This is a genomic window from Streptomyces sp. CWNU-52B (assembly GCF_047444975.1).
GTDB lineage: Bacteria > Actinomycetota > Actinomycetes > Streptomycetales > Streptomycetaceae > Streptomyces.
Map to the genome: position 1 here is coordinate 110512 of NZ_JBLFJV010000047.1, position 23455 is coordinate 133966.

General features: G+C 69.6%; 26 protein-coding genes and 1 tRNA gene. 18 read left to right on the top strand and 9 right to left on the bottom strand.

Annotation, left to right across the window (positions count from 1 at the left end):
* Position 1 precedes the first annotated feature (1 nt).
* Positions 2-841, top strand: a complete 840-nt coding sequence (locus tag ACLVWQ_RS31765) for a triphosphoribosyl-dephospho-CoA synthase (protein ID WP_414112684.1) — start codon at positions 2-4, stop codon at positions 839-841.
* An 854-nt stretch (positions 842-1695) separates the two neighbouring features.
* Here ACLVWQ_RS31765 and ACLVWQ_RS31770 read toward each other — a convergent pair.
* Both ACLVWQ_RS31770 and ACLVWQ_RS31775 read right to left on the bottom strand, forming a co-directional pair.
* Positions 1696-3192, bottom strand: coding sequence for an aminopeptidase P family protein (locus ACLVWQ_RS31770; protein ID WP_414112685.1), 1497 nt, complete (start codon positions 3190-3192; stop codon positions 1696-1698).
* Positions 3193-3326: 134 nt separating this feature from the next.
* The gene (locus ACLVWQ_RS31775; RefSeq protein WP_414112686.1) at positions 3327-4838 is read right to left on the bottom strand and encodes a PP2C family protein-serine/threonine phosphatase; all 1512 of its coding nucleotides are present in this window, start codon (positions 4836-4838) and stop codon (positions 3327-3329) included.
* 465 nt (positions 4839-5303) lie between these two features.
* Here ACLVWQ_RS31775 and ACLVWQ_RS31780 point away from each other — a divergent pair, with 465 nt between their 5' ends.
* Both ACLVWQ_RS31780 and ACLVWQ_RS31785 read left to right on the top strand, forming a co-directional pair.
* Positions 5304-5969, top strand: coding sequence for a bifunctional DNA primase/polymerase (locus ACLVWQ_RS31780; protein WP_414112687.1), 666 nt, complete (start codon positions 5304-5306; stop codon positions 5967-5969).
* Between the two features lie 56 nt (positions 5970-6025).
* Positions 6026-6844, top strand: coding sequence for a hypothetical protein (locus tag ACLVWQ_RS31785; RefSeq protein ID WP_414112688.1), 819 nt, complete (start codon positions 6026-6028; stop codon positions 6842-6844).
* A 244-nt stretch (positions 6845-7088) separates the two neighbouring features.
* Here the strand turns inward: ACLVWQ_RS31785 and ACLVWQ_RS31790 are convergent, their stop codons facing one another.
* The 3 genes from ACLVWQ_RS31790 to ACLVWQ_RS31800 form a co-directional block, all read right to left on the bottom strand.
* Complete coding sequence (locus tag ACLVWQ_RS31790; RefSeq protein ID WP_414112689.1) at positions 7089-8078, bottom strand: DUF5926 family protein; 990 nt, start codon at positions 8076-8078, stop codon at positions 7089-7091.
* A 330-nt stretch (positions 8079-8408) separates the two neighbouring features.
* On the bottom strand, positions 8409-9038 hold the full coding sequence (locus ACLVWQ_RS31795) for an ATP-binding protein (protein ID WP_414112690.1): 630 nt from the start codon (positions 9036-9038) through the stop codon (positions 8409-8411).
* 158 nt (positions 9039-9196) lie between these two features.
* On the bottom strand, positions 9197-10009 hold the full coding sequence (locus ACLVWQ_RS31800) for a glycerophosphodiester phosphodiesterase (protein ID WP_414112691.1): 813 nt from the start codon (positions 10007-10009) through the stop codon (positions 9197-9199).
* A 279-nt stretch (positions 10010-10288) separates the two neighbouring features.
* Between ACLVWQ_RS31800 and ACLVWQ_RS31805 the strand changes: the two genes are divergently transcribed.
* Together ACLVWQ_RS31805 and ACLVWQ_RS31810 are read left to right on the top strand one after the other, a co-directional pair.
* Positions 10289-11845, top strand: a complete 1557-nt coding sequence (locus tag ACLVWQ_RS31805; RefSeq protein WP_414112692.1) for a S1C family serine protease — start codon at positions 10289-10291, stop codon at positions 11843-11845.
* A 41-nt stretch (positions 11846-11886) separates the two neighbouring features.
* Positions 11887-11973, top strand: a tRNA-Ser gene (locus ACLVWQ_RS31810).
* A 177-nt stretch (positions 11974-12150) separates the two neighbouring features.
* On the opposite strand, the gene ACLVWQ_RS31815 is transcribed toward ACLVWQ_RS31810, so the two are convergent.
* Complete coding sequence (locus ACLVWQ_RS31815) at positions 12151-12387, bottom strand: GntR family transcriptional regulator (protein ID WP_414112693.1); 237 nt, start codon at positions 12385-12387, stop codon at positions 12151-12153.
* 154 nt (positions 12388-12541) lie between these two features.
* Between ACLVWQ_RS31815 and ACLVWQ_RS31820 the strand changes: the two genes are divergently transcribed.
* The gene (locus tag ACLVWQ_RS31820) at positions 12542-12943 is read left to right on the top strand and encodes a DUF6415 family natural product biosynthesis protein (protein WP_414112694.1); all 402 of its coding nucleotides are present in this window, start codon (positions 12542-12544) and stop codon (positions 12941-12943) included.
* 166 nt (positions 12944-13109) lie between these two features.
* On the opposite strand, the gene ACLVWQ_RS31825 is transcribed toward ACLVWQ_RS31820, so the two are convergent.
* From ACLVWQ_RS31825 to ACLVWQ_RS31835, 3 genes are all read right to left on the bottom strand, one after another.
* Positions 13110-14147 (bottom strand): HNH endonuclease, encoded by a 1038-nt coding sequence (locus ACLVWQ_RS31825; RefSeq protein ID WP_414112695.1) that lies wholly within the window; start codon positions 14145-14147, stop codon positions 13110-13112.
* Between the two features lie 487 nt (positions 14148-14634).
* The gene (locus tag ACLVWQ_RS31830; protein WP_414112696.1) at positions 14635-15198 is read right to left on the bottom strand and encodes a GNAT family N-acetyltransferase; all 564 of its coding nucleotides are present in this window, start codon (positions 15196-15198) and stop codon (positions 14635-14637) included.
* The gene (locus ACLVWQ_RS31835) at positions 15195-15968 is read right to left on the bottom strand and encodes a GntR family transcriptional regulator (protein WP_414112697.1); all 774 of its coding nucleotides are present in this window, start codon (positions 15966-15968) and stop codon (positions 15195-15197) included. Before ACLVWQ_RS31835 ends, ACLVWQ_RS31830 begins: the two co-directional genes overlap by 4 nt.
* A 157-nt stretch (positions 15969-16125) precedes the next feature.
* On the opposite strand from ACLVWQ_RS31835, the gene ACLVWQ_RS31840 reads away from it, so the two are divergent.
* The 12 genes from ACLVWQ_RS31840 to ACLVWQ_RS31895 all read left to right on the top strand — a co-directional run bounded on the left by ACLVWQ_RS31840 (position 16126) and on the right by ACLVWQ_RS31895 (position 23398).
* Positions 16126-16458, top strand: coding sequence for a hypothetical protein (locus ACLVWQ_RS31840; protein WP_414112698.1), 333 nt, complete (start codon positions 16126-16128; stop codon positions 16456-16458).
* A gap of 2 nt (positions 16459-16460) precedes the next feature.
* Positions 16461-17801, top strand: coding sequence for an FtsK/SpoIIIE domain-containing protein (locus ACLVWQ_RS31845; RefSeq protein WP_414112699.1), 1341 nt, complete (start codon positions 16461-16463; stop codon positions 17799-17801).
* Positions 17802-17819: 18 nt separating this feature from the next.
* Positions 17820-18008, top strand: a complete 189-nt coding sequence (locus ACLVWQ_RS31850; RefSeq protein WP_414112700.1) for a hypothetical protein — start codon at positions 17820-17822, stop codon at positions 18006-18008.
* 72 nt (positions 18009-18080) lie between these two features.
* A complete protein-coding gene (locus ACLVWQ_RS31855) occupies positions 18081-18722 on the top strand; it encodes a DUF2637 domain-containing protein (protein WP_414112701.1) in 642 nt (213 codons plus the stop codon).
* Positions 18723-18737: 15 nt separating this feature from the next.
* Positions 18738-18920: a mobile element transfer protein gene (locus tag ACLVWQ_RS31860; RefSeq protein WP_414112830.1), complete on the top strand. Its 183-nt coding sequence runs from the start codon at positions 18738-18740 to the stop codon at positions 18918-18920.
* Positions 18921-18935: 15 nt separating this feature from the next.
* Entirely contained in the window at positions 18936-19226 is a 291-nt protein-coding gene (locus ACLVWQ_RS31865) for a hypothetical protein (RefSeq protein WP_414112702.1), read from the top strand.
* 1 nt (position 19227) lies between these two features.
* A complete protein-coding gene (locus ACLVWQ_RS31870) occupies positions 19228-19464 on the top strand; it encodes a hypothetical protein (protein WP_414112703.1) in 237 nt (78 codons plus the stop codon).
* 281 nt (positions 19465-19745) lie between these two features.
* Complete coding sequence (locus ACLVWQ_RS31875; RefSeq protein WP_414112704.1) at positions 19746-19916, top strand: hypothetical protein; 171 nt, start codon at positions 19746-19748, stop codon at positions 19914-19916.
* Positions 19913-20614 (top strand): DNA methylase, encoded by a 702-nt coding sequence (locus ACLVWQ_RS31880; protein WP_414112705.1) that lies wholly within the window; start codon positions 19913-19915, stop codon positions 20612-20614. Before ACLVWQ_RS31875 ends, ACLVWQ_RS31880 begins: the two co-directional genes overlap by 4 nt.
* Positions 20611-22008, top strand: coding sequence for a replication initiator protein RepSA (repSA, locus tag ACLVWQ_RS31885; RefSeq protein WP_414112706.1), 1398 nt, complete (start codon positions 20611-20613; stop codon positions 22006-22008). Before ACLVWQ_RS31880 ends, repSA begins: the two co-directional genes overlap by 4 nt.
* Before the next feature lie 2 nt (positions 22009-22010).
* The gene (locus ACLVWQ_RS31890) at positions 22011-22220 is read left to right on the top strand and encodes an excisionase family DNA-binding protein (RefSeq protein WP_414112707.1); all 210 of its coding nucleotides are present in this window, start codon (positions 22011-22013) and stop codon (positions 22218-22220) included.
* A complete protein-coding gene (locus ACLVWQ_RS31895; protein WP_414112708.1) occupies positions 22220-23398 on the top strand; it encodes a tyrosine-type recombinase/integrase in 1179 nt (392 codons plus the stop codon). The genes ACLVWQ_RS31890 and ACLVWQ_RS31895 overlap by 1 nt, the downstream gene beginning before the upstream one ends.
* The last annotated feature ends 57 nt before the right edge of the window (positions 23399-23455 follow it).

Genomic DNA, 23455 nt, shown 5'->3' on the forward strand with positions numbered 1-23455 from the left:
GATGAGCAACCGCGAGGACGAGACGCTGGCACAGGCCGCCGTGGCCGCGCTCACCGGGCAGTTGGCGCTGGCACCCAAACCAGGACTGCCCGACCCGCGCGATCTCGGTGCCCGCGTGACCGGCGAGGACCACTGTTCGCTGCGCTGGTCGGCCAGGGCGCTGGAGCCGGGCCTCGCGGCGATGGCGGCAGCCGCCCGCCGGACCGGCTCGGCGACCCCCGGACTCCGGGCCGAACTCGGGGCGATCGGCCGCTCCACCGAGCACTCGGTGGCCCTGGCGGGCGGCGGGCACCGTGGAGCGCTGTGGGTGCTCGGCCTGCTGGTCGCCGCGGCGGCTCTGGAACCCAGGGCCGGGGGACGGGAGCTGGCGGCGACCGCCAAGCGGATCGCGGCCCACTCCGACCGGCGGGCGCCACGACGGCCCTCCCGCGGTTCGTCGGTCTCCGCGAAGTACGGTGCGGCCGGTGCGCGGGGCGAGGCGAAGGCCGGATTCCCGCATGTGCGACGGGCGTTGGAGACACTGGCCGTGGCTCGCTCCGCGGGTGTTCCGGAGCCGTACGCGCGGCTCGACGCCCTGCTGGCCGTCATGTCGACGCTCCAGGACACCGAGTTGCTGTACATGGCAGGACCACTTGGTCTGCGGCACGTCCAGGCGGGTGCCCGCGGGGTCGTCGAGGCGGGCGGTACGTCCACGGCGGCGGGGGGTGCGGCGCTGGCCGCCTTCGACGAGGACCTGCACGCGCGCGCGTGGAGTCCCCGTGGGAGTGGGGGGCTGCTGGCGGGGGCGCTGTTCGCGGACTCGCTCGCTGTCCGGGGCGCTCCGTCGGCGTTCACGGGGTGACCTGCCGGTGCCGGTGTTGAGCGTCCGCCCGGTGCCCGGACCCGGCTGGCGCCGGTCCGACCGGGTGGCCCGGCCGTCCAGGTCCCTGCGGGCCGTCCGTGGCTGGTCGCGCAGTTCCTCGCGCCCCTGAGCGGCTCGGTGTCCTTGGGCCTGTGCGGGCCGGTGGGGGTTGATCGCGCAGTTCCTCGCGCCCCTGAAAAGCCCCCGAGCCCCCCGCGCCTGAAAGCCCCCGAGCCTCCGCGCTTGAACGGCAACCCCGCGTCCCGCGCTTGAAAGCCCCGAGCTCCCGCGCTTGAACGGCAACCCCGCGTCCCGCGCCTGAAAGCCCCGAGCTCCCGCGCTTGAACGGCAACCCCGCGTCCCGCGCCTGAAAGCCCCGAGCTCCCGCGCTTGAACGGCAACCCCGCGTCCCGCGCTTGAAAGCCCCGAGCTCCCGCGCTTGAACGGCAACCCCGCGTCCCGCGCCTGAAAGCCCCGAGCTTCCGCGCTTGAACGGCAACCCCGCGTCCCGCGCCTGAAAGCCCCGAGCTCCCGCGCTTGAACGGCAACCCCGCGTCCCGCGCCTGAAAGCCCCGAGCCTCCGTGCCTGAACGGCAACCCCGCGCCCCCGCGTCTGAAAGCCCCGAGCTCCCGCGCTTGAACGGCAACCCCGCGTCCCGCGCCTGAAAGCCCCGAGCCTCCGTGCCTGAACGGCAACCCCGCGCCCCCGCGTCTGAACAGCGCCCCCGCGCCCCCGCCCCTGAAAAGCTTGCGTGTCCGGAAACGTTGGCACGCGCGTGTGTCCATCGGCAGGGACGGCCGGGCGCCCCTTCGGGTACCCGGCCGTCAGGCCCGTGTCGGTGTCGGTGTCGGCGTCAGCCCTTCAGCGTGGCCATCCATGCCTCGACCTCGTCCGACCGGCGGGGAAGTCCGTCCGACAGGTTCCGGTTGCCGTCCCGCGTGACGAGGATGTCGTCCTCGATGCGGACGCCGATGCCCCGGTACTCCTCCGGCACGGTCAGGTCGTCCGCCTGGAAGTACAGCCCCGGCTCGACGGTCAGGCACATGCCCGGCTCCAGCGTGGCGTCCACGTACGTCTCCGTCCGGGCGGCCGCGCAGTCGTGGACGTCCATCCCGAGCATGTGACCGGTGCCGTGCAGCGTCCAGCGGCGCTGCAGCCCCAGCTCCAGGACCCGCTCGACCGGACCCTCGACGAGCCCCCACTCCACGAGCTTCTCGGCCAGCACGCGCTGGGCGGCGTCGTGGAAGTCCCGGTACTTGGCGCCCGGCTGCACGGCGGCGATGCCGGCCTCCTGGGCCTCGTACACCGCGTCGTAGATCTTCTTCTGGATCGGCGAGTACGTGCCGTCGATCGGCAGCGTGCGCGTGACGTCGGCCGTGTAGAGGGTGTGGGTCTCCACGCCCGCGTCCAGCAGAAGCAGGTCCCCGGCGCGCACCGGACCGTCGTTGCGCACCCAGTGCAGCGTGCACGCGTGCGGTCCCGCCGCGCAGATCGAGCCGTAGCCGATGTCGTTGCCCTCGACCCGCGCACGCAGGAAGAACGTTCCTTCGATGTAGCGCTCGCTGGTCGCCTCGGCCCGGTCCAGGACCCGTACGACGTCCTCGAAGCCGCGCACGGTCGAGTCGACCGCCTTCTGCAGCTCGCCGGCCTCGAACTCGTCCTTGACCAGCCGGGCCTCGGAGAGGAAGACGCGCAGTTCGGCGTCGCGTTCGGCGGTGACCTTGTCGGCGAGCGCCGCCTCGACACCGGCGTCGTGGCCGCGTACGACCCGGACGGGCCCTGTCGCCTCGCGCAGCTTGTCGGCGAGTTCGCGGACGTCCGCGGCGGGGATGCCGTACAGCTGCTCGGCCTCGGTCAGGGAGTGGCGGCGGCCGACCCACAGCTCGCCCTGGCCGGAGAGCCAGAACTCGCCGTTCTCGCGGTCGGAGCGCGGCAGCAGGTAGATCGTGGCCCGGTGGCCGTCCGCGACCGGCTCCAGGACGAGGACGCCGTCCTCGGTGAGGTTGCCGGTCAGGTACGCGTACTCGACCGAGGCACGGAAGGGGTACTCCGTGTCGTTCGAGCGGGTCTTCAGGTTCCCCGCGGGGACGACCAGGCGCTCGCCGGGGAAGGCCGCGGAGAGCGCGGCACGGCGGGCGGCGGCGTACGCGGCCTGCTCGATCGGCTCCAGGCCGTGCAGCTCCGTGTCGGCCCAGCCGGACTTCATGCTCTCGGCCAGCTCGTCCGACACGCCCGGGTACAGGCCGTTCTTGCGCCGCTTGATGGGCTCTTCTGGCTCTACTTCGTCCGCCTGGTCGGCGGCCTCGTCAAGCACGGCTTCCGGGGTCTCCGGATTGAGCGCCTCCGACACGATCTGCCTCCTTGATACGACTCTGGACGCCGTCCATCGTACGGTCGTACGGAAGGACGACCAGGGCTGGAAGGCTTTTCGAAGGCCCTGGTGACGTACGCGGTGACGTGCGGCTCGTCCGAGAGACGCGCCGCTCACTCGAAGCGGGCCGCGAGGAGCACCACGTCGTCGTCGCTGTCGGCGTCGTCGAGGCCGTCGGGGAGCATGCCGCGCAGGACGTGGTCGGCGACGGCGCCCGGGTCCGCGCGCAGCGCCCTGGGCACGCTCGCGGCCGCCGCGTGCAGCCGGGAGAAGGCCCGGTCCATGGGGTCGCCGGTACGGTGCAGCAGCCCGTCCGTGTAGAGCAGGACCGTCTCTCCGGCCTCCGCCTGGAACTCCACACTGGGCGCTTCCCAGCAGGCGAGCATCCCCAGGGGCGCCGAGAGCGACGTCTCCACGTACTCGGTGCGGCGCTCGCCGATCACCAGCGGCGGGCTGTGTCCGGCCCCGGCCAGCGTGATCTTGCGCAGCGCGGGCTCGCAGTACGCGAACAGGGCCGTGGCGGAGCGGGCCGGCTCGGTGAGCCGCAGCAGCAGTTCGAGGTCGGACAGGACGGCGACCGGGTCCTCGCCCTCCATCACCGCGTACGCCCGCAGGGAGGCCCTCAGCCGGCCCATCGCCGCGACGGCGCTGGGACCCGACCCGGTGACGGAGCCGACCGCGAGGCCGAGCGCGGCGTCGGGCAGCGGCAGCGCGTCGTACCAGTCGCCGCCGCCGTGCGGCCCCGTGCGGTGCCGGGCGGCGAGCTGGACCCCGAAGACCCGGGGCAGCCGGGAGGGGAGCAGCTCCTCGCGGATGGTCGTGATGCACGCGCGCGTGCGCTCCAGCTCCAGCAGGCGGGCCAGGTGCTCGGACGCGTGTCCGGTGTAGAGGCCGACCAGGTGGCGCCGGCGCTCGTCGGGCTCGGCCGGTTCGTCGTAGAGCCATACGGCGGCGCCCAGGCGTCCCGACGTGTCCGTGGACAGCGGCAGGGTGTAGCTCGCGGCATAACCGAGCCGGGCGGCCACCTCGCGGTGCCGCGGGTCGAGCCCGTCCTCGGAGAGCAGGTCGGGCTGGGCGATCTCGCCCTCGCCCCCGGGAAGCCCGTCGAGGATCTTCCCGTACGACATGGAGCTGCGCGGGACGGTCTCGATGTGCCCGAGATCCGCTCGGGCGAGTCCCAGGCCGATCGTCGTGTCCGGGCCGAGTCCGTCGCCCGGCTCCAGCACCACGAGACCGCGCCGGGCGCCCACGAGGGCGGCTCCGGCGCGTAGCAATTCCTGGAGTGCGTCCGTCAGCGAGGCGGTGCGGGCCAGCCGCTCGGTGAGCTCGTGCAGGGTGGTGAGATCGGAGACCCAGCCTGCGAGTCTGTCCTGGAGGACGGCACCGGGCGCGTGTGGAGAAGGGGCCGGTGGGGAACCCGTGGTGGCACGTGCCGGCGCGACAGTCTGTGCGGGCGAGGGCACCGTTGAATCGATTCCGGCCACTTTCGGGAGGTGAGGGGCGTTCATGGCGTCCGGCTTTCCGACCGGTGCGTATTGCTCGATAGCATCGCAAACCCCCATGTCATTCTGCGCCGCTAGCAGTGTCTCCACATGTACACGCACTCGTGAGGAGATGTCCAGCATTGTCCTGCTGGGATTACTGGTGTCCGTGAGGCTGCTGCGGAAGAGTAAAGTTGGCTTAAAACTGACTCGAGTCACGGTGTACTGCGGTCGACTGGCCTTGCTCCACAGAGCGTCACAGCGGTCGTGATGGGTACGTACTCGGTGAAGGCCAGGTGTGGTTGGGATCCTCCCGGAACCTGGCGACGGACCCGGGCGTCTTAACCACCGACGACCGTGCCCCATCCTCCCGTGGCGGAGGCGGCGAGAAGTACGCGGGACAGCAAACGCCAGGCGCCGCCACCCCACGCCATGCCCGTGCTTTGGCCAGACGCAGTATGGACACGCGGACGCAGCCCAACGCTCAACCCATAGGGGTTCCCCTTGTCTCCGACGAGGGTGTGATGCGCCAGTAGGTACGCACAGTGCAGAGATCGTCACATGGTGTGATGTGGTTCCTCGGCGTTCAACGGAAAGGAACGAGCGCATATGCGCGAGATCCTCGGAAGGCGACGCAGGCTCCGGTCCCGGCGAAACGACGGAAGGCCTGAGATGCTCAGCGCGGCCCTGACCTTCGCGACCGCTTGGCAGTGGCCCGTACTCCCGGGCGTGGCCCCGGACCCGCAGGGGCGGGCCCGATGCGGGTGTCCGGACCCCGAGTGCACGGTGCCAGGTGCCCATCCCTTCGACCCAGGTCTGCTGGCGGCCACCACCGACGAGCGCATGGCGCGCTGGTGGTGGACGAACCGGCCGACGGCCCCGATCATCCTCGCCACCGGAGGAAAGGCCCCGTGCGCGGTGAGCCTGCCGGCGCCGGCAGCGGCGCGTGCGCTCGCGGCGCTCGACCACATGGGGATGCGCCTGGGCCCCGTGATCGCGTCCCCGACGCGCTGGGCGCTGCTCGTGAAGCCGTACTCCCTGGAGCAGCTGGGTGAGCTGCTCTACGCCAAGGACTTCGTGCCGGGCTCGCTGCGCTTCCACGGCGAGGGCGGCTACGTGGCCCTGCCTCCGTCCGAGACCGGCCAGGGCGGGATCCGCTGGGAACGTGCTCCGCTGCCCGGCTCGGCCGCCCCCTGGGTGCCCGACGTGGAGGCCGTGGTGGACGCGGTGGTGGAGGCGCTCACTCGTACGGGTGTGAGCGCCCCCGAGTTGTAGGGGAATCGGGCGCGCGGCTCGCCGCGCGCCCGCCCTCGCTCGTTATCGTCCCTTTCATGCTGCGCCAATCCGGGGGACGGCCCCTGGACTCCCGAAGTGTCCGTCCGGGCCCGGACCCGGACCCCCGACGTGTCCGCCTGACGGTGCTGACAGGCATCGTCGTCCTCACGGTCGCGCTGCCGCTGGCGGCGGCCTCCGCGGGGCAGGTGGGCGGCGGGGCCCCTGCCTCCGTGTCCGCCTCCACGCCCGCGTCCGAAACCGGGGCCGAATCCGAAACCGCGTTCACGTCCGATTCCAGGTCCGGTTCCACGTCAGACTCCGTGTCCGGCTCCATCTCCGACTCCAGATCCGAACGTGCTTCCGCCCGCGCGGCCTTCGTGGAGCGGTCCTCGTCCGTGGGGCGGGTCTCGGACGGGCGGTCCGCCGGCGGCTCTGACGGCTCCGGTGGTGTCGACGGTGGGGCGCCCGAGGACGGGCGCGGGTCGCGTCCCGACGGGGCCGAGCGTCCCCGGACGCTGGGTGTGGGGCTCGCCACGGCTGCCCGGTGCGGACCCGAGCTCGTCTCTCCCGAGGGCGTCGAGGCACAGACCTGCGTCCTGACGCAGGGACGGGAGACCTGGGCGCGTACCTATTACCGCAACGCGACCGGTGACGATCTCACGGCCGTCCTGGCGCTCATGGCGCCCGGCGGCCGCACGGTGCGGATGCACTGCGCCGTGGGCGCCGGCGACGAGCCGGAGGTGTGTGAGACACCGCGGGAGCGAACGTCCGGCGATGTGTCGGCGTACACCGCGATCGCCGAGTTCGCGAAGGGTGCCGACGGGCCGCTGCTGTTGCGCTCAGGGAGCAACTCACCTGCGCAGAAAGCGCGTTGAGGACTTCGCCGACGGCGGTCCCGCATCCGCACATGAAAAGACCCGGTTGCTGGCGACGGGGGATGCACCAGCAACCGGGCTACTCGAACGGTAACAAGAGATCGGCGGTTCGCAAATTCGATCTCGGCTATTCAGACACCGATTCGCTTGTCACGACGGGGAGTTGTGACAGGAGTCACCCACTCCGGACACCTGTCGACCGGCTGACCGGTCGGTCAGCCGGGACAAGGGGGTCCGGCGGGCGTCAGCTGAGGGTGACCTGGCGGTTGGTGAGGCCGCCGCGGGCCCGGCGCTCGTCCGCGGTGAGCGGCGCGTCCGTGGCCAGCGCCGCCGCGAGCCTCTCGGCGAACTCGGACGCGGGCTTCTCGACGTCCTGGGCCGTGACGCCCGTCGGCAGGTCCCAGACCGGCACGGTGAGGCCGTGAGCCCGGAAGGAGCCGACCAGACGGGTGCCCTCCCCGAGGCTCGAACCGCCGGCCGCGTGCAGTCGCGCGAGCGCGTCCAGAAGCTGCTCCTCGGGGTGCGGCATGACCCAGCGCAGGTGGTTCTTGTCGGGGGTCTCGCACCAGTACGCCGCGTCGACGCCGGTGAGCTTCACCGTCGGGATGGCGGCGGCGTTGGCGCGCTCCAGGGAGGCGGTCACCTCCGTGGTCGCGTTCTGAGCGTCCGGAACCCAGAATTCGAAGCCCGCGTGCACAACTGGCTCGAACGCGCCTTCAGGGTCGAGGAGGTCCTGCAGCCGTGGCCCGTCGCTCGGGGCGCGGCGGCCCTGGACCGGAGTGCCCGGGTCCGCGGTGAGCGCGCGCTGGAGGGTGTCGGCGAGGTCGCGGCTGATGTCGCCGGACGCCGTGTCGTTCTGCAGGCCGATGAGGACCGAGCCGTCGTCGCGGCGCAGGGCCGGCCATGCCATCGGCAGCACCGTCGCGAGCGTGACCGACGGGACACCCTCCGGGAGGGCGTCCTTCAGGTGCAGCTCGACGGTGGCCGCGGGCACCAGCTCGCGCAGCGCGATCCAGTCGCCTTCGCTCGGCAGGCCCTCGAAGGGGCGCTGCACCAGTTCGGTCACCGCGTGGGCGGCGGCGCGTCCGTGACAGGCCTTGTAGCGGCGGCCGCTGCCACAGGGGCAGGGCTCGCGCGCTCCGACAACCGGCACAGGTCCGTCAGCGACGGCGGCGCGGGCCCCATTCTGCGGCTGCGGCTGCTTGGCCTTCGTCTGGGGTCGCTTCTTGGCCATTGTGGCTGTCTCCCGGTTACGGCTCGACTCGTACGGGCGCGAGCCTAGCCGCTCGTACGAGGACCCACGGGACCCTGTGGACAACGTGCCGGGCCGTACCGGGGACGGCGCTGCGGTTCGTCCCGGAACCGGTGCTTCCGTCGCCTTCGCCCCAGACCACAGCCTGGCCCGCGACCTGGCCCGAGACCTGGACCACGGCCTGGACCGCGAACTTGGCCGTCGCCTTCGGCCCTTTCCCATCGACCGCCGGTCCTGCGCGCTGCTGCCGGTACCAGTGCCGGTGCCGATGCTGCTGCCGGTGTCTGCGTCGGTGCGGCGCCGCGGTCCGTCTCAGTCCAGGCCGTCGAAGGCGTCGCTGAAGTTCAGGTCGGGCATCGCGGACACCGAGGGGGCCGCGACCCGTGCGGTGAAGTCGTCGCGGCGGCGCGCGGCGCAGGCGTCCTTGTGTACGACCACCCACACCGTGACCTCACCGCGGGTGTCGTCCCGGACGCCCCAGTCGTCGGCCAGGGCCGTGATGATGTTCAGCCCGCGACCGCCGTGCGCGGTGACCGACGGTGTGGCCGGAACCGGACGGGTCGGACCGCCGCCGTCCGTCACCTCGACGGTCAGCCTGCCGGTCCGCTCGACCCGCCATGCGGCCCGGACGTCACCGTCTCCGGCCAACGCGTCACCCAGTGGCCTGCCGTGCCTGCACGCGTTGCTCAGCAGTTCGGAAAGGATCAGTACGGCGTCGTCGATGACTGTCTCCGCCACGCCGCCGGTGCGCAGTTGATCCCGCATCCGGTGTCTTGCTTCTCCCACGCCGGCAGGGCCATGAGATACGGCCATGCTCGACGACGTGGGCACCTCCTGTGCCACCACCAACGCCACCCCCGAGACCTCCTTTGTCCCACGCCACGGTGTGGATGCCCTCCAGGGCTGGACCGGAAACCGGCCAACGCACGTGCGGTGACGCACTCGTAACGATCGAATACGGAACGAACGCGCCGGAGCACTCCCTGTAGTCGAGTGGCTGGAACTCGATGGTTTGGCCTAAACCCGGCATTCGGGGGCGAAACGCGCGTTACCTGCGGGGGGACCGAGGGGGCTGAGAGGCGTGGTTCAGCGGATGCGTCTCAGCGGCCCAGCTGGTGCAGCACCGCGCGGGGGCGGTTGGTGATGATGGCGTCGACACCCAGCCCGACGCAGAGATCGACATCCTGCGTGTCGTTCACCGTCCATACGTGAACCTGGTGGCCGGCCCGCTGCAGGCGCTCGATGTACGCCGGGTGGTTGCGCGCGATCCGCAGGGCGGGACCGGCGATCCGGACGCCCGGGGGCAGCCGTCCGTCCCGCAGCCGGGGCGAGACGAACTGCATCAGGTAGACCGTCGGCAGGGTCGGGGACGCGGCGTGGACGCGCTGCAGTGAGCGCGCCGAGAAACTCATGACGCGTACCGGTGACTCGGCGGGAGAGGGCGGTGCGTCGAGGCCGAAGCGCTTCAGGAGGACCAGCAGTCGCTCCTCGACCTGGCCGGCCCAGCGCGTGGGGTGCTTCGTCTCGATGGCGAGCCGTACCGGACGGCCGGCGTCGGCCACGAGTTCGAGCAGGCGTTCCAGGGTGAGGACCGACTGCTGCTCCCATGAGGGGGGCTGCTGCTGTTCCCAGTCGGGCGCCTCGTCGCGGTTCTTCCAGGAACCGAAATCCAGGGCGGCGAGATCGGAGAGTTCCAGGGCCGAGACGGCACCGCGGCCGTTGGAGGTGCGGTTGACGCGGCGGTCGTGGACGCAGACGAGATGCCCGTCCGCGGTCAGCCGTACATCGCACTCAAGGGCGTCGGCCCCGTCCTCGATCGCCTTCTCGTACGCGGCCAGGGTGTGCTCGGGGGCCTCTTCGGAGGCCCCGCGGTGGGCGACGACCTGGGGCTGGTGCTGTCGTGCGTGGGTCACCGCGTCATGGTGCCATCGCGGACGGGTGGGTGTGCGGTCGGCGACGCGGGGCATGCGATGGTTTTGTCAGACCTGTCCTATATAAGTAAAGATCTCGGAGTCACAGGTGCCGCTTATGGCGCCCTGACGTCCCGTGGGAAAAGCTGACGGCATACAAAAGCACATGCACAGCTGAATCGTGCCGGTTCCCGAACATGCGTGAGTGAAGTCTTGAACACACACGACTGAACGTGACCGGATATGAATTGACTGAACAGCCGCGGATCGAGAGGAAGAGCTGTGAGCACCGAGAACGAGGGCACTGCAGTACCCCCGGCCCCGTCTGCACCTCCCGTGCCGGTGGACACTCCCGCTGCTTCCGAGTCGCCGGAGCAGGCGGTTTCGCCGGGAGCGGGTCCTGAGGGTCCCGCGGGTCCTGCGAGCCCTCACCAGGGCAGTACGGCGCACCCCCAGGGGCCGGGCCCCTTCCAGGGCGACGCGCCGACGGCCACGTTGCCCCCGGTGCCTCCAGGGGCTCCGCAGGGCGCCGCGCCGGCTCCCGAGGCGGGCGCCTGGCCGCCGCCTCCGCAGGCCACACCGTCGTACGCGGACGCGGGCGGCCCCGGCCCGTACGCGGGAGGCCCGGGCGGCTCTGGTCCGTACGGAGGCGGGGGTGAAGGCGGTTCCGGGGACGCCTGGGGCTCCTCGTACCAGCAGCCCGCTCCCAAGCCGAAGTCCGGCGGACGCGGTGGTCTGGTCGCCGGGGTCCTCGCGGCGGCGCTGATCGCGGGCGGCGTGGGCGGTGGCATCGGCTACTGGGCGGCGGACCGCAACGACGACTCCTCCGGTTCTACGACGGTCTCCGCGTCCGAGAGCGGCGGCGACCTCAAGCGTGATGCGGGCACGGTGGCGAGCGTGGCCGCCACGGCGCTGCCGAGCACGGTCACCATCGAGGCCGAGGGCAGCAACGGCGAGGGCGGTACGGGCACCGGCTTCGTCTTCGACAGGCAGGGCCACATCCTCACCAACAACCACGTGGTGGCCGAGGCGGTCGACAGCGGCAAGCTGTCGGCCACGTTCTCGAACGGCAAGAAGTACGAAGCCGAGGTGGTCGGCCACGCCCAGGGGTACGACGTCGCGGTCATCAAGCTCAAGAACGCGCCGGACAACCTCAAGCCGCTGTCGCTCGGCAACTCGGACAGGATCGCCGTCGGCGACTCGACCATCGCGATCGGGGCTCCCTTCGGCCTCTCGAACACGGTGACCACGGGCATCATCAGCGCCAAGAACCGCCCGGTGGCCTCCAGCGACGGCAGCTCCAGCAGCAAGGCCTCGTACATGAGCGCCCTGCAGACCGACGCCTCGATCAACCCGGGCAACTCCGGCGGCCCGCTCCTGGACGCCAAGGGCGCGGTGATCGGCATCAACTCCGCGATCCAGTCCACGAGCGGCGGCCTGGGCGGTACGAGCCAGTCGGGCTCGATCGGTCTGGGCTTCGCGATCCCGATCAACCAGGCGAAGATCGTCGCCCAGCAGCTCATCAAGACCGGCAAGCCCGTCTACCCGGTCATCGGTGCCTCCGTCTCCCTGGAGGAGGGCACGGGCGGCGCGAAGATCACCGAGGAGGGCGCGAGCGGCTCCGACGCGGTCACGCCCAACGGCCCCGCCGCCAAGGCCGGCCTGAAGCCCGGCGACGTCATCACCAAGCTCGACGACCGGGTGATCGACAGCGGCCCCACCCTCATCGGCGAGATCTGGACCCACCAGCCCGGCGACACCGTCAAGCTCTCCTACACCCGCGACGGCAAGCAGCGAACGGCCGAAGTCACCCTGGGCCAGCGCGAGGGCGACAGCTGACCGGTTAGTCTTGTCCCCGCGCCGATCTCTCAGCGGCGCGGGGTGGGTTGCCCGAGCGGCCTAAGGGAACGGTCTTGAAAACCGTCGTCGCAGCGATGTGACCGTGGGTTCAAATCCCACACCCACCGCAGGTGAACGGCCCCCGACCAGGTAGATCGGTCGGGGGCCGTTCTCGTGTGCGCTGTCCGCCAGTAACCGTGGTTCCCCGTCAGTTCCCGGCCGAACGGGCACGCGAGGGGCACGGGCACCCTCCGATCCGTGGCTCTGGATAGATCGGTCGTCGACGGTCATACCGGCAGCGGTACCTATGACTTGGGCAACTCGGTGACGAACGTTCCGATGCCTGGTTGCATCTGCGCCAGTCCGGCGTCTCGGAGCTCGGTGAGTACACGTCGGGCCGTCATCTGTGCGATACCGAATTCACCTTGGATCGCGAGGACGCCCGGGAGCTGGCTGCCAGGCGGGTACTCGCCGGCGGTGATGCGCTGCTCAATGACCCCGTAGACCTGCTTCCAACGCGGGATATCCGGCTTCCAGTCCATGATCCGAAGCTAGGCGGCCTAAGCTCCATCAGCGAGACGAGATTGCCTGACTCGCCTAGCTACCCTAGCTAGCTAGGTCTAGGCTGCTCATACACGCATGGAATGCCCTCCACCTGTCCGGGCTCGGGGGGTGGCCGACTGGAGTGGAGCCGACGTGGATCACCGTACTGGCGAGCCGTCCGTCACGGCCGAGAGAGCCACCCACAGGAACATGAGGCTGTCGCTGGACATCGCCGTGATGCGCGACGCTGCTCGTCAGCTCCTCGGCGAAAACGCTGAGCTGCCATCAGATGAGGAGGTCGACACGGTCACGCTCCAGCTCCGCGGGCACCTCATGCTGTTGATTCCCGAGGTCGAGACTGCGGCGCTTCGTCTGCCCGAGTGTGACATCCCCCGGGCCTGCGCGCTGGCCTGCATCGGCGAGGCCAGGATGAGGCTCCGTGCCGATCCTGCCTCCGCGTTGCCCAGGCAGGTCGCGCACGTCCAGCGGCTCGCTCGCTCCGTGAACGCCCTTGTTGATCACTTCGAGAACCTTGGCGCTATCCGTGGCGGGTGACTTGTCCCTGCTGCCGGCCGTCGCCTGACCGCCGAACCCCTGCCGCTCGCAGTGCTGAAGACACGCGTGCGACAGGTGCGGCCGTCACGCCACCCCCGAGGTGGACGGCCGCGGGCCCGTCGCCGCATCTGGTGCCTGCTGGCGGCGGGCCGCTGACCGTCACCAGTCATGATCGGCTTGGTTCGGGCTCCTGTTGTGCAGGAATTCGCGCTTCGCTCCGGGTCTCCGTCTGCCGAATGAGGTCTCGAAGTTCGCCGGGTGTCGGCCATGGGGCGCTACGGTGGATCATTCGGTGGCAGTTGGCGCAGATCAGAGCAAGATCGCTGAGCTTTGTTCGCCCCTCACCGGCCTCGTGGAGAGGCACGACGTGATGGCACTCGATGTATCCGGCACCCCGCGGGCCGTAGGTCGCCTCGAAGTCGAACCCGCATGCCTCGCAGTTGAGCCGGCGGCCCTGGCGCAAGACGGCATCGATCTTTCGCTTGCGTAGCCCTTTGTCCCGCTCCCGGGTCTTGTGGCGGCGGATCAGCAACCTTCCCTCCGGCGCGCTGTAGTCGTCTTCTCCTGGCTCCGGGGGTAGGTCCTGAAGCTCGCCTGTGTTGAGGCCATCCCGGATCTGCTGGGCTACCTTCGCCATCTCGATTGGCCGGGCGAGGAAGTCGTTCATGACTTCGACATCGAGCACGTTGCCGTTCGTGGGCTTCCCCCGGTAGTCCGGGTGCCGGGATGTGATATCTACCGTTTTGCGGGCTACGCCATTGGGGTTCCGGAACAGCTCATTACGTAGTTCTTCAGGATGGATCGGCATGGTCTGGAGCAGCGCGGACAGCTCGATCACTCGTGAGTCGTCGAACTCCAGTCGCTTCCATCCGTTGGCCATCGCCAGATCGCAGGCAAGGATGATCTCGTCGCGGGTCCAGTCGGGGCTCCGGGACGCACGGATATGGAAGCCGAGTCGAGCGAGCCACCTGGCGGCGTGTGACCGTCCCCCGCTCAGCTCGTCTGGCTTTAGCGCTCGGCCTTGATCAAACTTATGGGCCACTCCGGCGATGGCCTTCGAGTCGTATGTCCGGTCCTCGTGGACGAGGAAGTAGCCGGTCGCCGGCTCGTACCCATACTCGGACAAAAACCGGTCGCGGCCCAACTGGTCATACTCCGCCATGGCTTGCAGGACACCGTCTCGGCTGATCGCACCTTTGCGCATGCCGTAAGGGTAGATGTCACCACTGACAACCCGTTAGATGAGCCCCTTCCTCTGCCACCACTTACCCAAGCTTCCATCCCGTCCGCCGTCGACCCACACACCGTGGAGCAGGCGTGGTTCAGGGGCGTCAAGGTGGAGCGCGCCACTGTACGAACGACCTTGACGCCCCTGGGCCGCGTCTGCTCGGCTCTGCCTGGGTCGGCGGTGGACGGGATGGAAGCTCTCTACGCACGCCACAACTTGCCCGCGGTCGGCGACGGCGCCCCTCTGCCCCGGTGCCGGCCGATCCCCCGCCGGAGGCATGTCCTGACCGTAACGTGCTGCATGGTGATCAACTCATCGCCGGCCTATCCACGCGTGGGCGCGCGTCGGCGGCGGCAGCGCCGAGCGGGCCGAAGGCAGGAGCGCGGGCGCGGCCAGAGCCGGGAGCGCGCCCGGCGGAGCGGAGCGCAGCCGGACTTGATGAGGTAGAGAAACCTGTAACAGCTCAGGCGCGTAGCGGCTCGGGGGCTGATGTCTCGTCGATGAGGTCGATAGCCGCTGGCCGGGTGGAACGTTGGGCAAGCCAACCTGAGACACGCGGCCCACCGTTGACGGCGCTGCCTTCGAGGACGGTCCTCACATGCTGGAACCCTTGCTCCAGGTAGTACCGCTGTAGCCGCTCGTTGCTGGTCCAGGCGTCGAGTCGTAGCCACTTCGCGCCCGCGTGGTACGCGCGATCACCGGCCCAATCAAGCAGCATGCCGCCGAGGTTACGGCCTGCGTAGTCGCGCGCCACCGTCAACTTGTTGACGAACATGGAGGGATCGCCGAGTTCCCCCACGGACCACAGCCCCTCCTCGGCCTCCGGGGTCAGGGTGACCGTGCCGGCGGTGCGCCCCTCGTCCCTCAGCATGAAGACGGTCCCGGTCTCGATCGTGGCCAAGAGGCGGTCTGCGGGGTACGGGCGACTCCACTGGTCGCTACCGAGCTCGCTGATCCAACCCGCCGCTTCCTTCCGGAAGTTCAGCAACTGGTCGAGGTCGGCAGGTATGGCACTGGTGATCTTCACTTGACTTCGTCCTCCCCCCGGGCCGACAGGTCGCCGATCTCGTAGTTCATGCGGTTCAGGTCGCCTCGGAAGGTTGTGACTGTGCACCGTACGGGGCGTTCGGCCGTGTACCCCGTTCGCGTCCAGAGCAGGACTGGGACACCAGGGCTGATCTCCAGGAGGCGCGCCTCGTCCGGGGTGGGCATGCGAGTAGAGATCTCGTCCGCGTATCCGAGCTGCTCGATGCCTACACCGGCGAGATAGCGGGTCGTGCCTTCCTCTATGTCGCCCGGGTCGGTCAGCCGGGGCGCGTCCTGGACAAGCCAGTCCGGGTAGTGCGTTGCCTGCGTCGACCACGGCACGTCATCCACGAAGCGATGGCAGAAGCGGAGCACTGACCGCGTACCCGGCTCGACCTTCAACCGTTCGGCGATGTAGTCCGAAGTCGTCGTCACCTCCACGCGAAACGTCTGGTGAGGGCGGCGGCCGGCGTTCGTCACGTCGGTTGAGTACGCGTCGCCGTTCTGGGGGAACGTCAGGTTCTCGAAGCGAGAGGCGTTCAACTGGAACACCTCGTGCTTGCGCACCTCGTACCCCAGACCCTGACTCGACGTGACGAGCCCCTGACTCACCAGCACGCCCAACCCTGAGCGGACGGTGTTCCGGGACGCATCGAACCGGGCGGCCAACTCGGCCTCCGACGGCAGTCGAGCCCCGGGTGCATACGTGCCGTTGTCGATCTCGCGACGCAACGCGTCGGCCACCTGTTGGTATTTCGACTGCCTACTCATGACCCCATCATGACGCACCAAGCCAACTTGTAGGTACATGTAGCGCAGAAGTGCTTGACGTCTCACCGTGTATGCGTCAATCTTCAGGAGTCGGCTTGTACCAACAAGTTGAGCAAGAGGTCCAAGGGACCTAACTCTGATCTGTCCTGGAGTAAGCATGCCGTCGTTCAAAATCGACCTTCAGACCGCGATCGTGATCGTGGCGACTGCCCCGGAGCCGAAGCTCGTCGACAAGCGCACGGGTGAGCGGGCGGTGGACCGGGATTCCGGTGCGGGTCTGTCCACGGTGGGCCTGGTGATCTCGGACGAGGGGGAGGGCAACCTCTACAAGGTCACCGTGCCGGAGACGGGCTTCCCGGAGGGTCTTCAGCCGGGTGCGATCGTGCGGGTGGTCGGCCTGAAGGCGCGTGACTGGGAGAACGAGTTCAACGGGCAGAAGCGTCACGGGATCTCGTTCCGTGCGGTCTCGATCATGCCGGTTGGTGCCTGACCATGGCTGATGTCGCTACCTGGTTGGAGCTGGGCGGCGCTGCGGCCGGCGCCGGTGGGCTCGGCTACGCGAAGGTCCGCGCTCCTCGCGTGTACTGGTCGCTGGTCGGCCTGCCGGTGACCTGGTCCCGGTTCACCTGGTCCTACCGCTCGACGATGGAGGTCTGCGGGCTGACTGTGCAGCCAGCGGGGTTCCGTGCGTTCATGACGCGCAACCTGGCTCGCCGTGAGGTGCGGCCTCTCCCGCCGAAGGTCCGCCGGGTCTGGGGTACCTCGACCGGTCTGCGTATCTCCCTGCGGCTGCCTGCCGGTCTGGAGCCTGCGGACGTGGCCGCGTCCTCGGAGCGTCTGCGTCACGCCTTCGGTGTGCAGTCGGTGACCGTCGCGGAGATCAAGCCGGGGTATGTCGAACTTCGGATGACGGGCTATGACGTGCTGCGTCGGGTCCGTCTCCCTCGCAAGGCTCAGCCCCGGGATCTGGTCGTGCCGGTCGCGGTGCGGGAAGACGGCTCGGTGTTCGAGCGGGACTACCGCGCGGTTCCGATGGCGCTGACCCTGGGCGCGAACTCCTCGGGCAAGTCCATGTATCAGCGCAACTTGGTCAAGGGGCTCGCCAAGCTGCCGGTTGGGTTGATCGGGATCGACTGCAAGCGGGGCGTCGAACATGGCCGGTACGCGCCGCGTCTGTCGGCTCTGGTCACCGATGCGGACGCGGCCGGCCGTCTGATAGACGCGCTGGTGCTGGAGATGGGTGAACGCTTCGATCTCCTCGCGCTCTACGGCGTCTCGGACGTGTGGGAGCTGCCCGAGGAACTGCGGCCGGTGCCGCTGGTCGTCCTGATCGACGAGGTGGCGGAGCTGTTCTTCGTGACCTCCAAGAAGGAAGAGGCGGCGCGCGATCACACGGTCATGCAACTGGTGCGGCTTGGCCAGATGGCTCGTGCGGTTGGCATTCATCTGGAGGTCTGCGGGCAGCGCTTCGGCTCCGACCTCGGCAGGGGCGCCACGGCGTTGCGGGCTCAGCTCACCGGCCGTGTGGTCCATCGCGTCAACGACAAGGCCACGGCGGAGATGGGGCTGTCCGACATCTCCTCTGAGGCGGTCGTGGCCGCGACCTCGATCCGGGTCGACCGTCCCGGCGTCGCGGTGGCCGGTGACACCTCGGGTGGCTGGTCCCGTATCCGTACCCCGATGACCACTCCGGACGAGGCGGCGGCCGTCTGTCGACAGTTCGCACACCTCACCCCGGAGCTGCCGTTCCTGGCCCCGTTCCGGCCGGTCAACCGCCTCGTGCCGCCGAAGCCCACGGTCCCGCCGCGCGTGCCCCCGCAGAAGACGCCCTGACCTGGCAGGAGATCCCTCATGGCTGCACGTCGTATCACCAAGCCCAAGCCGAAGCCCGAGCCGGTTGTGTGCTCGGACTGCAAGGGCACGGGGGAGACCGCTGAAACTGTCCGGGTCGGCGCTCGCAAGGGACGTGCCACCGATCACCGGCAGGCGGCCGTGTGCCTGACCTGCTGGGGATCCGGTGAGGCCCCCGCCGACGACTGAACCGCCGAGACCCGGCGGCCGGACCGTCCTCGGCCGCTCCTCGGCTCGACCCCGCGAAGGGAGGTGAAGACCGTGTCTCGCTCGATCCGCATTGACGCTGTACTCGTCCAAGCCGTGATCGCCGGCGCGCTGTCCTTCGCCCACCTGCACGACCTGGCTGCCGCTGCCGGACAGACCGGCTGGAAGGCATGGGCCTACCCGGTCTCTGTCGACCTGCTCCTTGTCGCCGTGTGGCGCCGGCTGCGCACCGAACGTTCCAAGCTCGCCTGGTTCTGGTTCCTGGTTGCCCTGGTCGCCTCGCTCGGCGCGAACATCGCCACCGCCGGGCTCCTCGACCTCGAACACGTCCCGTCCTGGCTACGCATCCTCGTGGCCGGGTGGCCCGCGCTCGCCTTCCTCGGCGGCACCCTGCTTGCTCACACCCCGGACGCTTCCCCGCCGGGCCCGAAGCCTGCGTCTGAGCCTCGGACCGTGCCGGTGGTCGACCGCCTCGACGTGACCGACCCGGCCTCCGAGGTTCCCGCCCCGGAACTTGTCCCGGCCCTGCCACAGGTCCCGGCACCTGCCGTGCCTCCGGCGCTGGTCGACCACGCGCGCAAGGTCGCCACCGAGCACCGCACCCGTACCGGCTCCGACATCGACACCGCGACCCTGCGCGCTCGCCTCGGCGTCCCGGAAGACCTCGCCGGCGCGATCGTCGCCCAACTCGCCTGAAAGGAGGTGACCCCTGTGCGCCCGAACCGCTTCTACGACGTGATCCGTATCGGTCCGGTCCAGGTCGGCACGTTCAACAACGGACGTGGCCAGACCCGGCACACCGCCGCGTGCACCGCACCCGCCTGCGGCTTCTCCAACGAATACCGCGACCGCTCGGCCGCTGAACTCGCTGCCCGTACCCACCGCTGCACCTGAGAGGAGGACACAGTCATGCAGCTCCCCGAGGACCAGTTGCGCGCCGGTCACATCCCCGCTGACCTCTACCGGCAGATCCCGCCCGGTACTGATGTCCGCAAGGTCGTGATCGTCCAGCAGGCGCCGCGCTCCTACACGGGTCCGATCGTCCTGACCCTGGTCATCGCCGCCGGGTCCGTCGCGGTGCTGCTGGTCATCGCCTTCGTCGTCCAGGTCATCGCCGGCGCGGCCGTCGCCGTTCTGTCGGCCACAGGCGGCCTGACCTACTCGATCAATCGCGCCTCAAAGACACGAAAGGGCATCTGACATGGGCATCTTCAGCCGCAAGAACAACGACACTCCGGCCAACGCCGAGATGACCGAACTCGGCCGCGAATACGCCATCGCCCAGCGCCACGGCGACCGCAAGACCGTCAGGCGGATCAACCGACAGGTCGGCGAATCCGGCCTGAGCGGGAACGACCGCACCTCGTTCGAGCAGGGCCGCGCGTCCTACGACGCCATCCCGCCCGCCTACTCCAAGCGCCGCAACCGCCGACGCTGAAGCCCTCCGGGGCGGCCTCTACCGCCAAGTATCCGCCGCCCCGGACGGCCCGACCGCTTCCAGATCCAACGGACCCGAAAGGGCTCTCTCATCATGCCTCAGCATGCCCCGAACACGCCCGTCTGCCGCGACTGCGACGGCTTCCCTGTCGTCTCCGTGGCCACCGGTGCCCGTCACCCTGACGGCTCCCGCGCCCTGCTTCGCGTCGTCTGCCGGGCCTGCGACGGCACCGGCCACACCGCCCCCGTCCGTCTCCTCACCCGCGTGGGGAGGTGACCGCCGTGGCTCTCCTCGACTGGCGCTCACCCGAGCACTTCGACCACACCGGCGACCAGCCGTGCGTGATCTGCACCCAGCCCACCCCGCTGCGCTCCGACCGCGGCAGGCCCGTCCACAAGGTCTGTGCCGAGAACTGGATCGACCAGCACACGCCGAAGGAGGACGACCAGTGACCGCCCCCGTACGGCGGCGCGTCCTGGACCTGTTTTCCTGTGCTGGCGGGGCTGCCATGGGCTACCACCGTGCCGGGTACGAGGTGGACGGCTGCGACATCGCGGAGCGTCCCCGCTACCCCTTCACCTACCACCGTGGCGACGCGCTCGAATACCTCGCTCACCTGATCGCTACCGGTGAGATCGAGCGCTACACCCTCGTGCACGCCTCCCCGCCCTGCCAAGCCGGCTGCGCACTGACCGTGGGCACCAACCACTCCCAGGGCTGGGGCGAGGCACACACGGACCTGGTCGCTCCCACGCGAGAACTGCTCGACGCCTCCGGTCTGCCGTACGTGATCGAGCAGCCCAACGGCCGCGCGAAGATCCGCAAAGACCTCTCACTGTGCGGCGTGATGTTCGGGCTCGGCGTCTTCCGGCACCGCAACTTCGAACTTGGCCGCTGGTCCACGCCCAAGCCTCGGCACGTCAAGCACGAAGGCTACGTCCGCGGCTGGCGCCACGGCGTCTACCGCGACGGTCCGTACATCGCTGCGTACGGCGACGGCGGCGGCAAAGCCACCGTGCCCGAAATGCAGTCAGCCATGGGCATCACGTGGACCGACGTCCGCGAGGAACTCACCGAAGCCATCCCCCCGGCCTACACGCGGTGGATCGCCACCGCCTTCCTGAACGCCCGTCAGGAGGTGTTGGTGTGAGCGACACCGCCACCTCGGCGGGTCTCGACCCGGCCACCCTCAGCGACGTGTTGAGGGTGGCCGGTGCCGACGACTTCGACCGCTGGCACGACCAGATTCGCCGCACCGGCGGTTGCTCCGACCCGATCCGCCTGTCCGGTGCCACGAAGACGATCGACCCGACGACGAAAAGCGTCCTGCACTCGTACAGCACCGAGCACGAGCCGGGCGGCCTGCTCCGCATCGCCTGCGGCAACCGGCGTGCCTCGCGCTGCCCGGCCTGCGCCTGGACCTACGCGGGCGACACCTACCACCTGATCCGAGCCGGACTCGTCGGTGATCCGGCCAAGGGCACCCCGCACACCGTGCGCGAACACCCCCGCGTCTTCGCCACCCTCACCGCACCCTCGTTCGGCCCCGTCCACAACCGACCCGGCAACCGGCCCTGCCGCTGCGGTGCCCGGCACGCCGACGACGCCCCGGAACTCGGCACCCCGCTCGCCCCGGACACGTACGACTACGCGGGCGCGGTGCTGTGGAACAACCACGCCTCCGACCTGTGGCGCTACTTCACGATCTACCTCCGCCGCGAGATCGCGAAGCGGGCCGGGCTCACCCAGAAAGACGCCCGTGAGCAGTCGCGGCTGTCGTTCGGGAAGGTCGCCGAGTACCAGAAGCGTGGGGCCGTCCACTTCCACGCGGTGATCCGCTTCGACGGACCGGACGGTCCCGACTCCCCGCCCCCGCACTGGGCCACCCTCGGCCTGCTCGACGAAGCGATTCATGCCGCTGCCGCTCGCGTCGCGATCGATGTCGCGCCCGCGGGGGATGAGCCGGCCCGCACCCTGCGATGGGGAACTCAGCTCGACGTGCAGCCGATCGGCGCGTTCGGCAACGGCGAAGACCTCACCGAACAGGCCGTCGCCTCCTACGTCGCCAAGTACGCCACGAAAGCGGCCGAGACCACTGGCACCGTGGACCGCCGGGTCGGCAACAAGGAAGCGCTGATCCTGCTCGGCGTGCCCGACCACCCCCGCCGGCTGATCGAGGCATGTCTCGACCTCCATGCGCTCTACCCGGAACGCAAGCTCCGGGACTGGGCTCACATGCTCGGCTTCCGCGGCCACTTCTCCACGAAGTCCCGCCGCTATTCGACCACCCTCGGCGCCCTGCGGCAGGTCCGTGCCGACTACCGCGCGGCCCAGCAACGAGCCGCGCTCGGCCTGCCCGACCCCGACGACCACCCGGAGGCCACCACTCTCGTGCTCGCCCACTGGACCTACGCCGGCCACGGCCACACCCCCGGCGAATCCTGGCTTGCTGCCAACATCCGCCGAGACATCCGACTGAACCGCGAGACAGCCCGGGAAGCTCTCGCAGATCTGCCCGACTCCGGCGCAGAGGGTGAGTGGTGACCATGGAACGTCTCCTCAACGTCCAAGAGGTCGCCGAACTCCTCGGCACGACCGTGCGCTTCTCTCGGCGGCTGATCGAAGAGCGCCGGATCACCTTCGTCAAGGTCGGGCGGCATGTCCGCATCCCTGAGCGGGCGGTAGAGGCCTACGTGGTCGCGAACACTGTTGAACCGGTCGTTCTCCGACCGACAGGGCTTGGGAGGGCCGCCTGATGGCCGGAAAGCGCAAGTCTCGCCGTGGCTTCGGCAGGATTCGGAAGCTTCCCTCAGGGCGGTACCAGGCTCGGTATCCGGGGCCTGATGGCGTCCTGCGCCCTGCTGACCGGACGTTCGCCACGACCACGGACGCCGATCGCTGGTTGGCAAAGAAGCGTATCGAGATCGAAGAGGGCCGCTGGCTCGATCCCGTCGAAGGCCAGACGACAGTTCGGGACTGGTCCGCTCGCTGGCTGGCCGCTGTCTCACCACAGCTCAAGCACAAGACACAGGCGTCGTACCGGTCGCTGATCAATTCGCTGATCAACCCGGCGTTCGGAGACCGTGAGCTGTCGAGCCTGAGGCCGATCACCGTGACTGAGTGGGTCGCGCAGATGCGAACGAGGGGGCTCAGCTCGTCGCGCATCCGGCAGGCGTACCGAGTGCTGTCGCAGGTCATGGCCTCGGCCGTCGACAACGACCTGATCGCGCAGACACCTTGCCGGGGCGTGCGTCTCCCTCGGATGCCGCAGACCGAGCCGCACATCCTGACGCCACTCGAAGCGTCACGCGTCGTACGGGAGGCCGACAAGCCGCATGATCTGCTGATCGCGCTTCTTGCCTTCGCCGGTCTCCGGGTGGGTGAGGGGTTCGCACTGCGCCGCGATGATGTGGACGTGGCGGGCGGCACGGTGCTGGTTGACGAGAACCTGGCTGAGGCGAACGGCGCCCTGGTCTTCGACACCCCGAAGTCCCATCAGAAGCGTCTGCTGCGCGTGGCGCCCACCCTCGCGCGACGGCTCGGGAAGCACCTGGCGAACCTGCCGGACGACGGCCGCGCGCTGCTGTTCACCACGGCTGCGGGCAAGCCCCTGCACTACAACCAGTGGCGCAAGGCCTACTTCGATCCTGCCGTGTCGGCGGCCGGCCTCACCGACGTGACCCCGCACGACCTCCGGGCTTCGCACGGGACTTGGGTAGCTGACAAGTACGGTGTGATGACGGCCGCTCATCGCCTCGGACACTCGAATGCGAGCGTGACCACTCGGCACTACGCACGCCCGGTCGCCGGTCGCGATGACCAGGTGGCCGAAGCCTCGGACGCGTGGGTCAACGGGCACGATCATGACCGAGGGGCACGTAGCGGGCACGACGACGATGACGACGGCTTGGCGGGGGCGCTCGTACCCGTCTGACCTGCGGCGGAGACCTCCTCGCCCGTGATCGGCGAAAGGTCTTGAAAACCGTCGTCG

Bases quoted from the DNA above. Each gene is read 5' to 3' on its own strand.
- ACLVWQ_RS31765 (WP_414112684.1), top strand. From the start codon at position 2: ATGAGCAACCGCGAGGACGAGACGCTGGCACAGGCCGCCGTGGCCGCG.
- ACLVWQ_RS31775 (WP_414112686.1), bottom strand. From the start codon at position 4,838: ATGCTGGACATCTCCTCACGAGTGCGTGTACATGTGGAGACACTGCTA.
- ACLVWQ_RS31780 (WP_414112687.1), top strand. From the start codon at position 5,304: ATGCGCGAGATCCTCGGAAGGCGACGCAGGCTCCGGTCCCGGCGAAAC.
- ACLVWQ_RS31785 (WP_414112688.1), top strand. From the start codon at position 6,026: ATGCTGCGCCAATCCGGGGGACGGCCCCTGGACTCCCGAAGTGTCCGT.
- ACLVWQ_RS31790 (WP_414112689.1), bottom strand. From the start codon at position 8,078: ATGGCCAAGAAGCGACCCCAGACGAAGGCCAAGCAGCCGCAGCCGCAG.
- ACLVWQ_RS31815 (WP_414112693.1), bottom strand. From the start codon at position 12,387: ATGGACTGGAAGCCGGATATCCCGCGTTGGAAGCAGGTCTACGGGGTC.
- ACLVWQ_RS31825 (WP_414112695.1), bottom strand. From the start codon at position 14,147: ATGCGCAAAGGTGCGATCAGCCGAGACGGTGTCCTGCAAGCCATGGCG.
- ACLVWQ_RS31835 (WP_414112697.1), bottom strand. From the start codon at position 15,968: ATGAGTAGGCAGTCGAAATACCAACAGGTGGCCGACGCGTTGCGTCGC.
- ACLVWQ_RS31840 (WP_414112698.1), top strand. From the start codon at position 16,126: ATGCCGTCGTTCAAAATCGACCTTCAGACCGCGATCGTGATCGTGGCG.
- ACLVWQ_RS31845 (WP_414112699.1), top strand. From the start codon at position 16,461: ATGGCTGATGTCGCTACCTGGTTGGAGCTGGGCGGCGCTGCGGCCGGC.
- ACLVWQ_RS31850 (WP_414112700.1), top strand. From the start codon at position 17,820: ATGGCTGCACGTCGTATCACCAAGCCCAAGCCGAAGCCCGAGCCGGTT.
- ACLVWQ_RS31865 (WP_414112702.1), top strand. From the start codon at position 18,936: ATGCAGCTCCCCGAGGACCAGTTGCGCGCCGGTCACATCCCCGCTGAC.
- ACLVWQ_RS31870 (WP_414112703.1), top strand. From the start codon at position 19,228: ATGGGCATCTTCAGCCGCAAGAACAACGACACTCCGGCCAACGCCGAG.
- ACLVWQ_RS31890 (WP_414112707.1), top strand. From the start codon at position 22,011: ATGGAACGTCTCCTCAACGTCCAAGAGGTCGCCGAACTCCTCGGCACG.
- ACLVWQ_RS31895 (WP_414112708.1), top strand. From the start codon at position 22,220: ATGGCCGGAAAGCGCAAGTCTCGCCGTGGCTTCGGCAGGATTCGGAAG.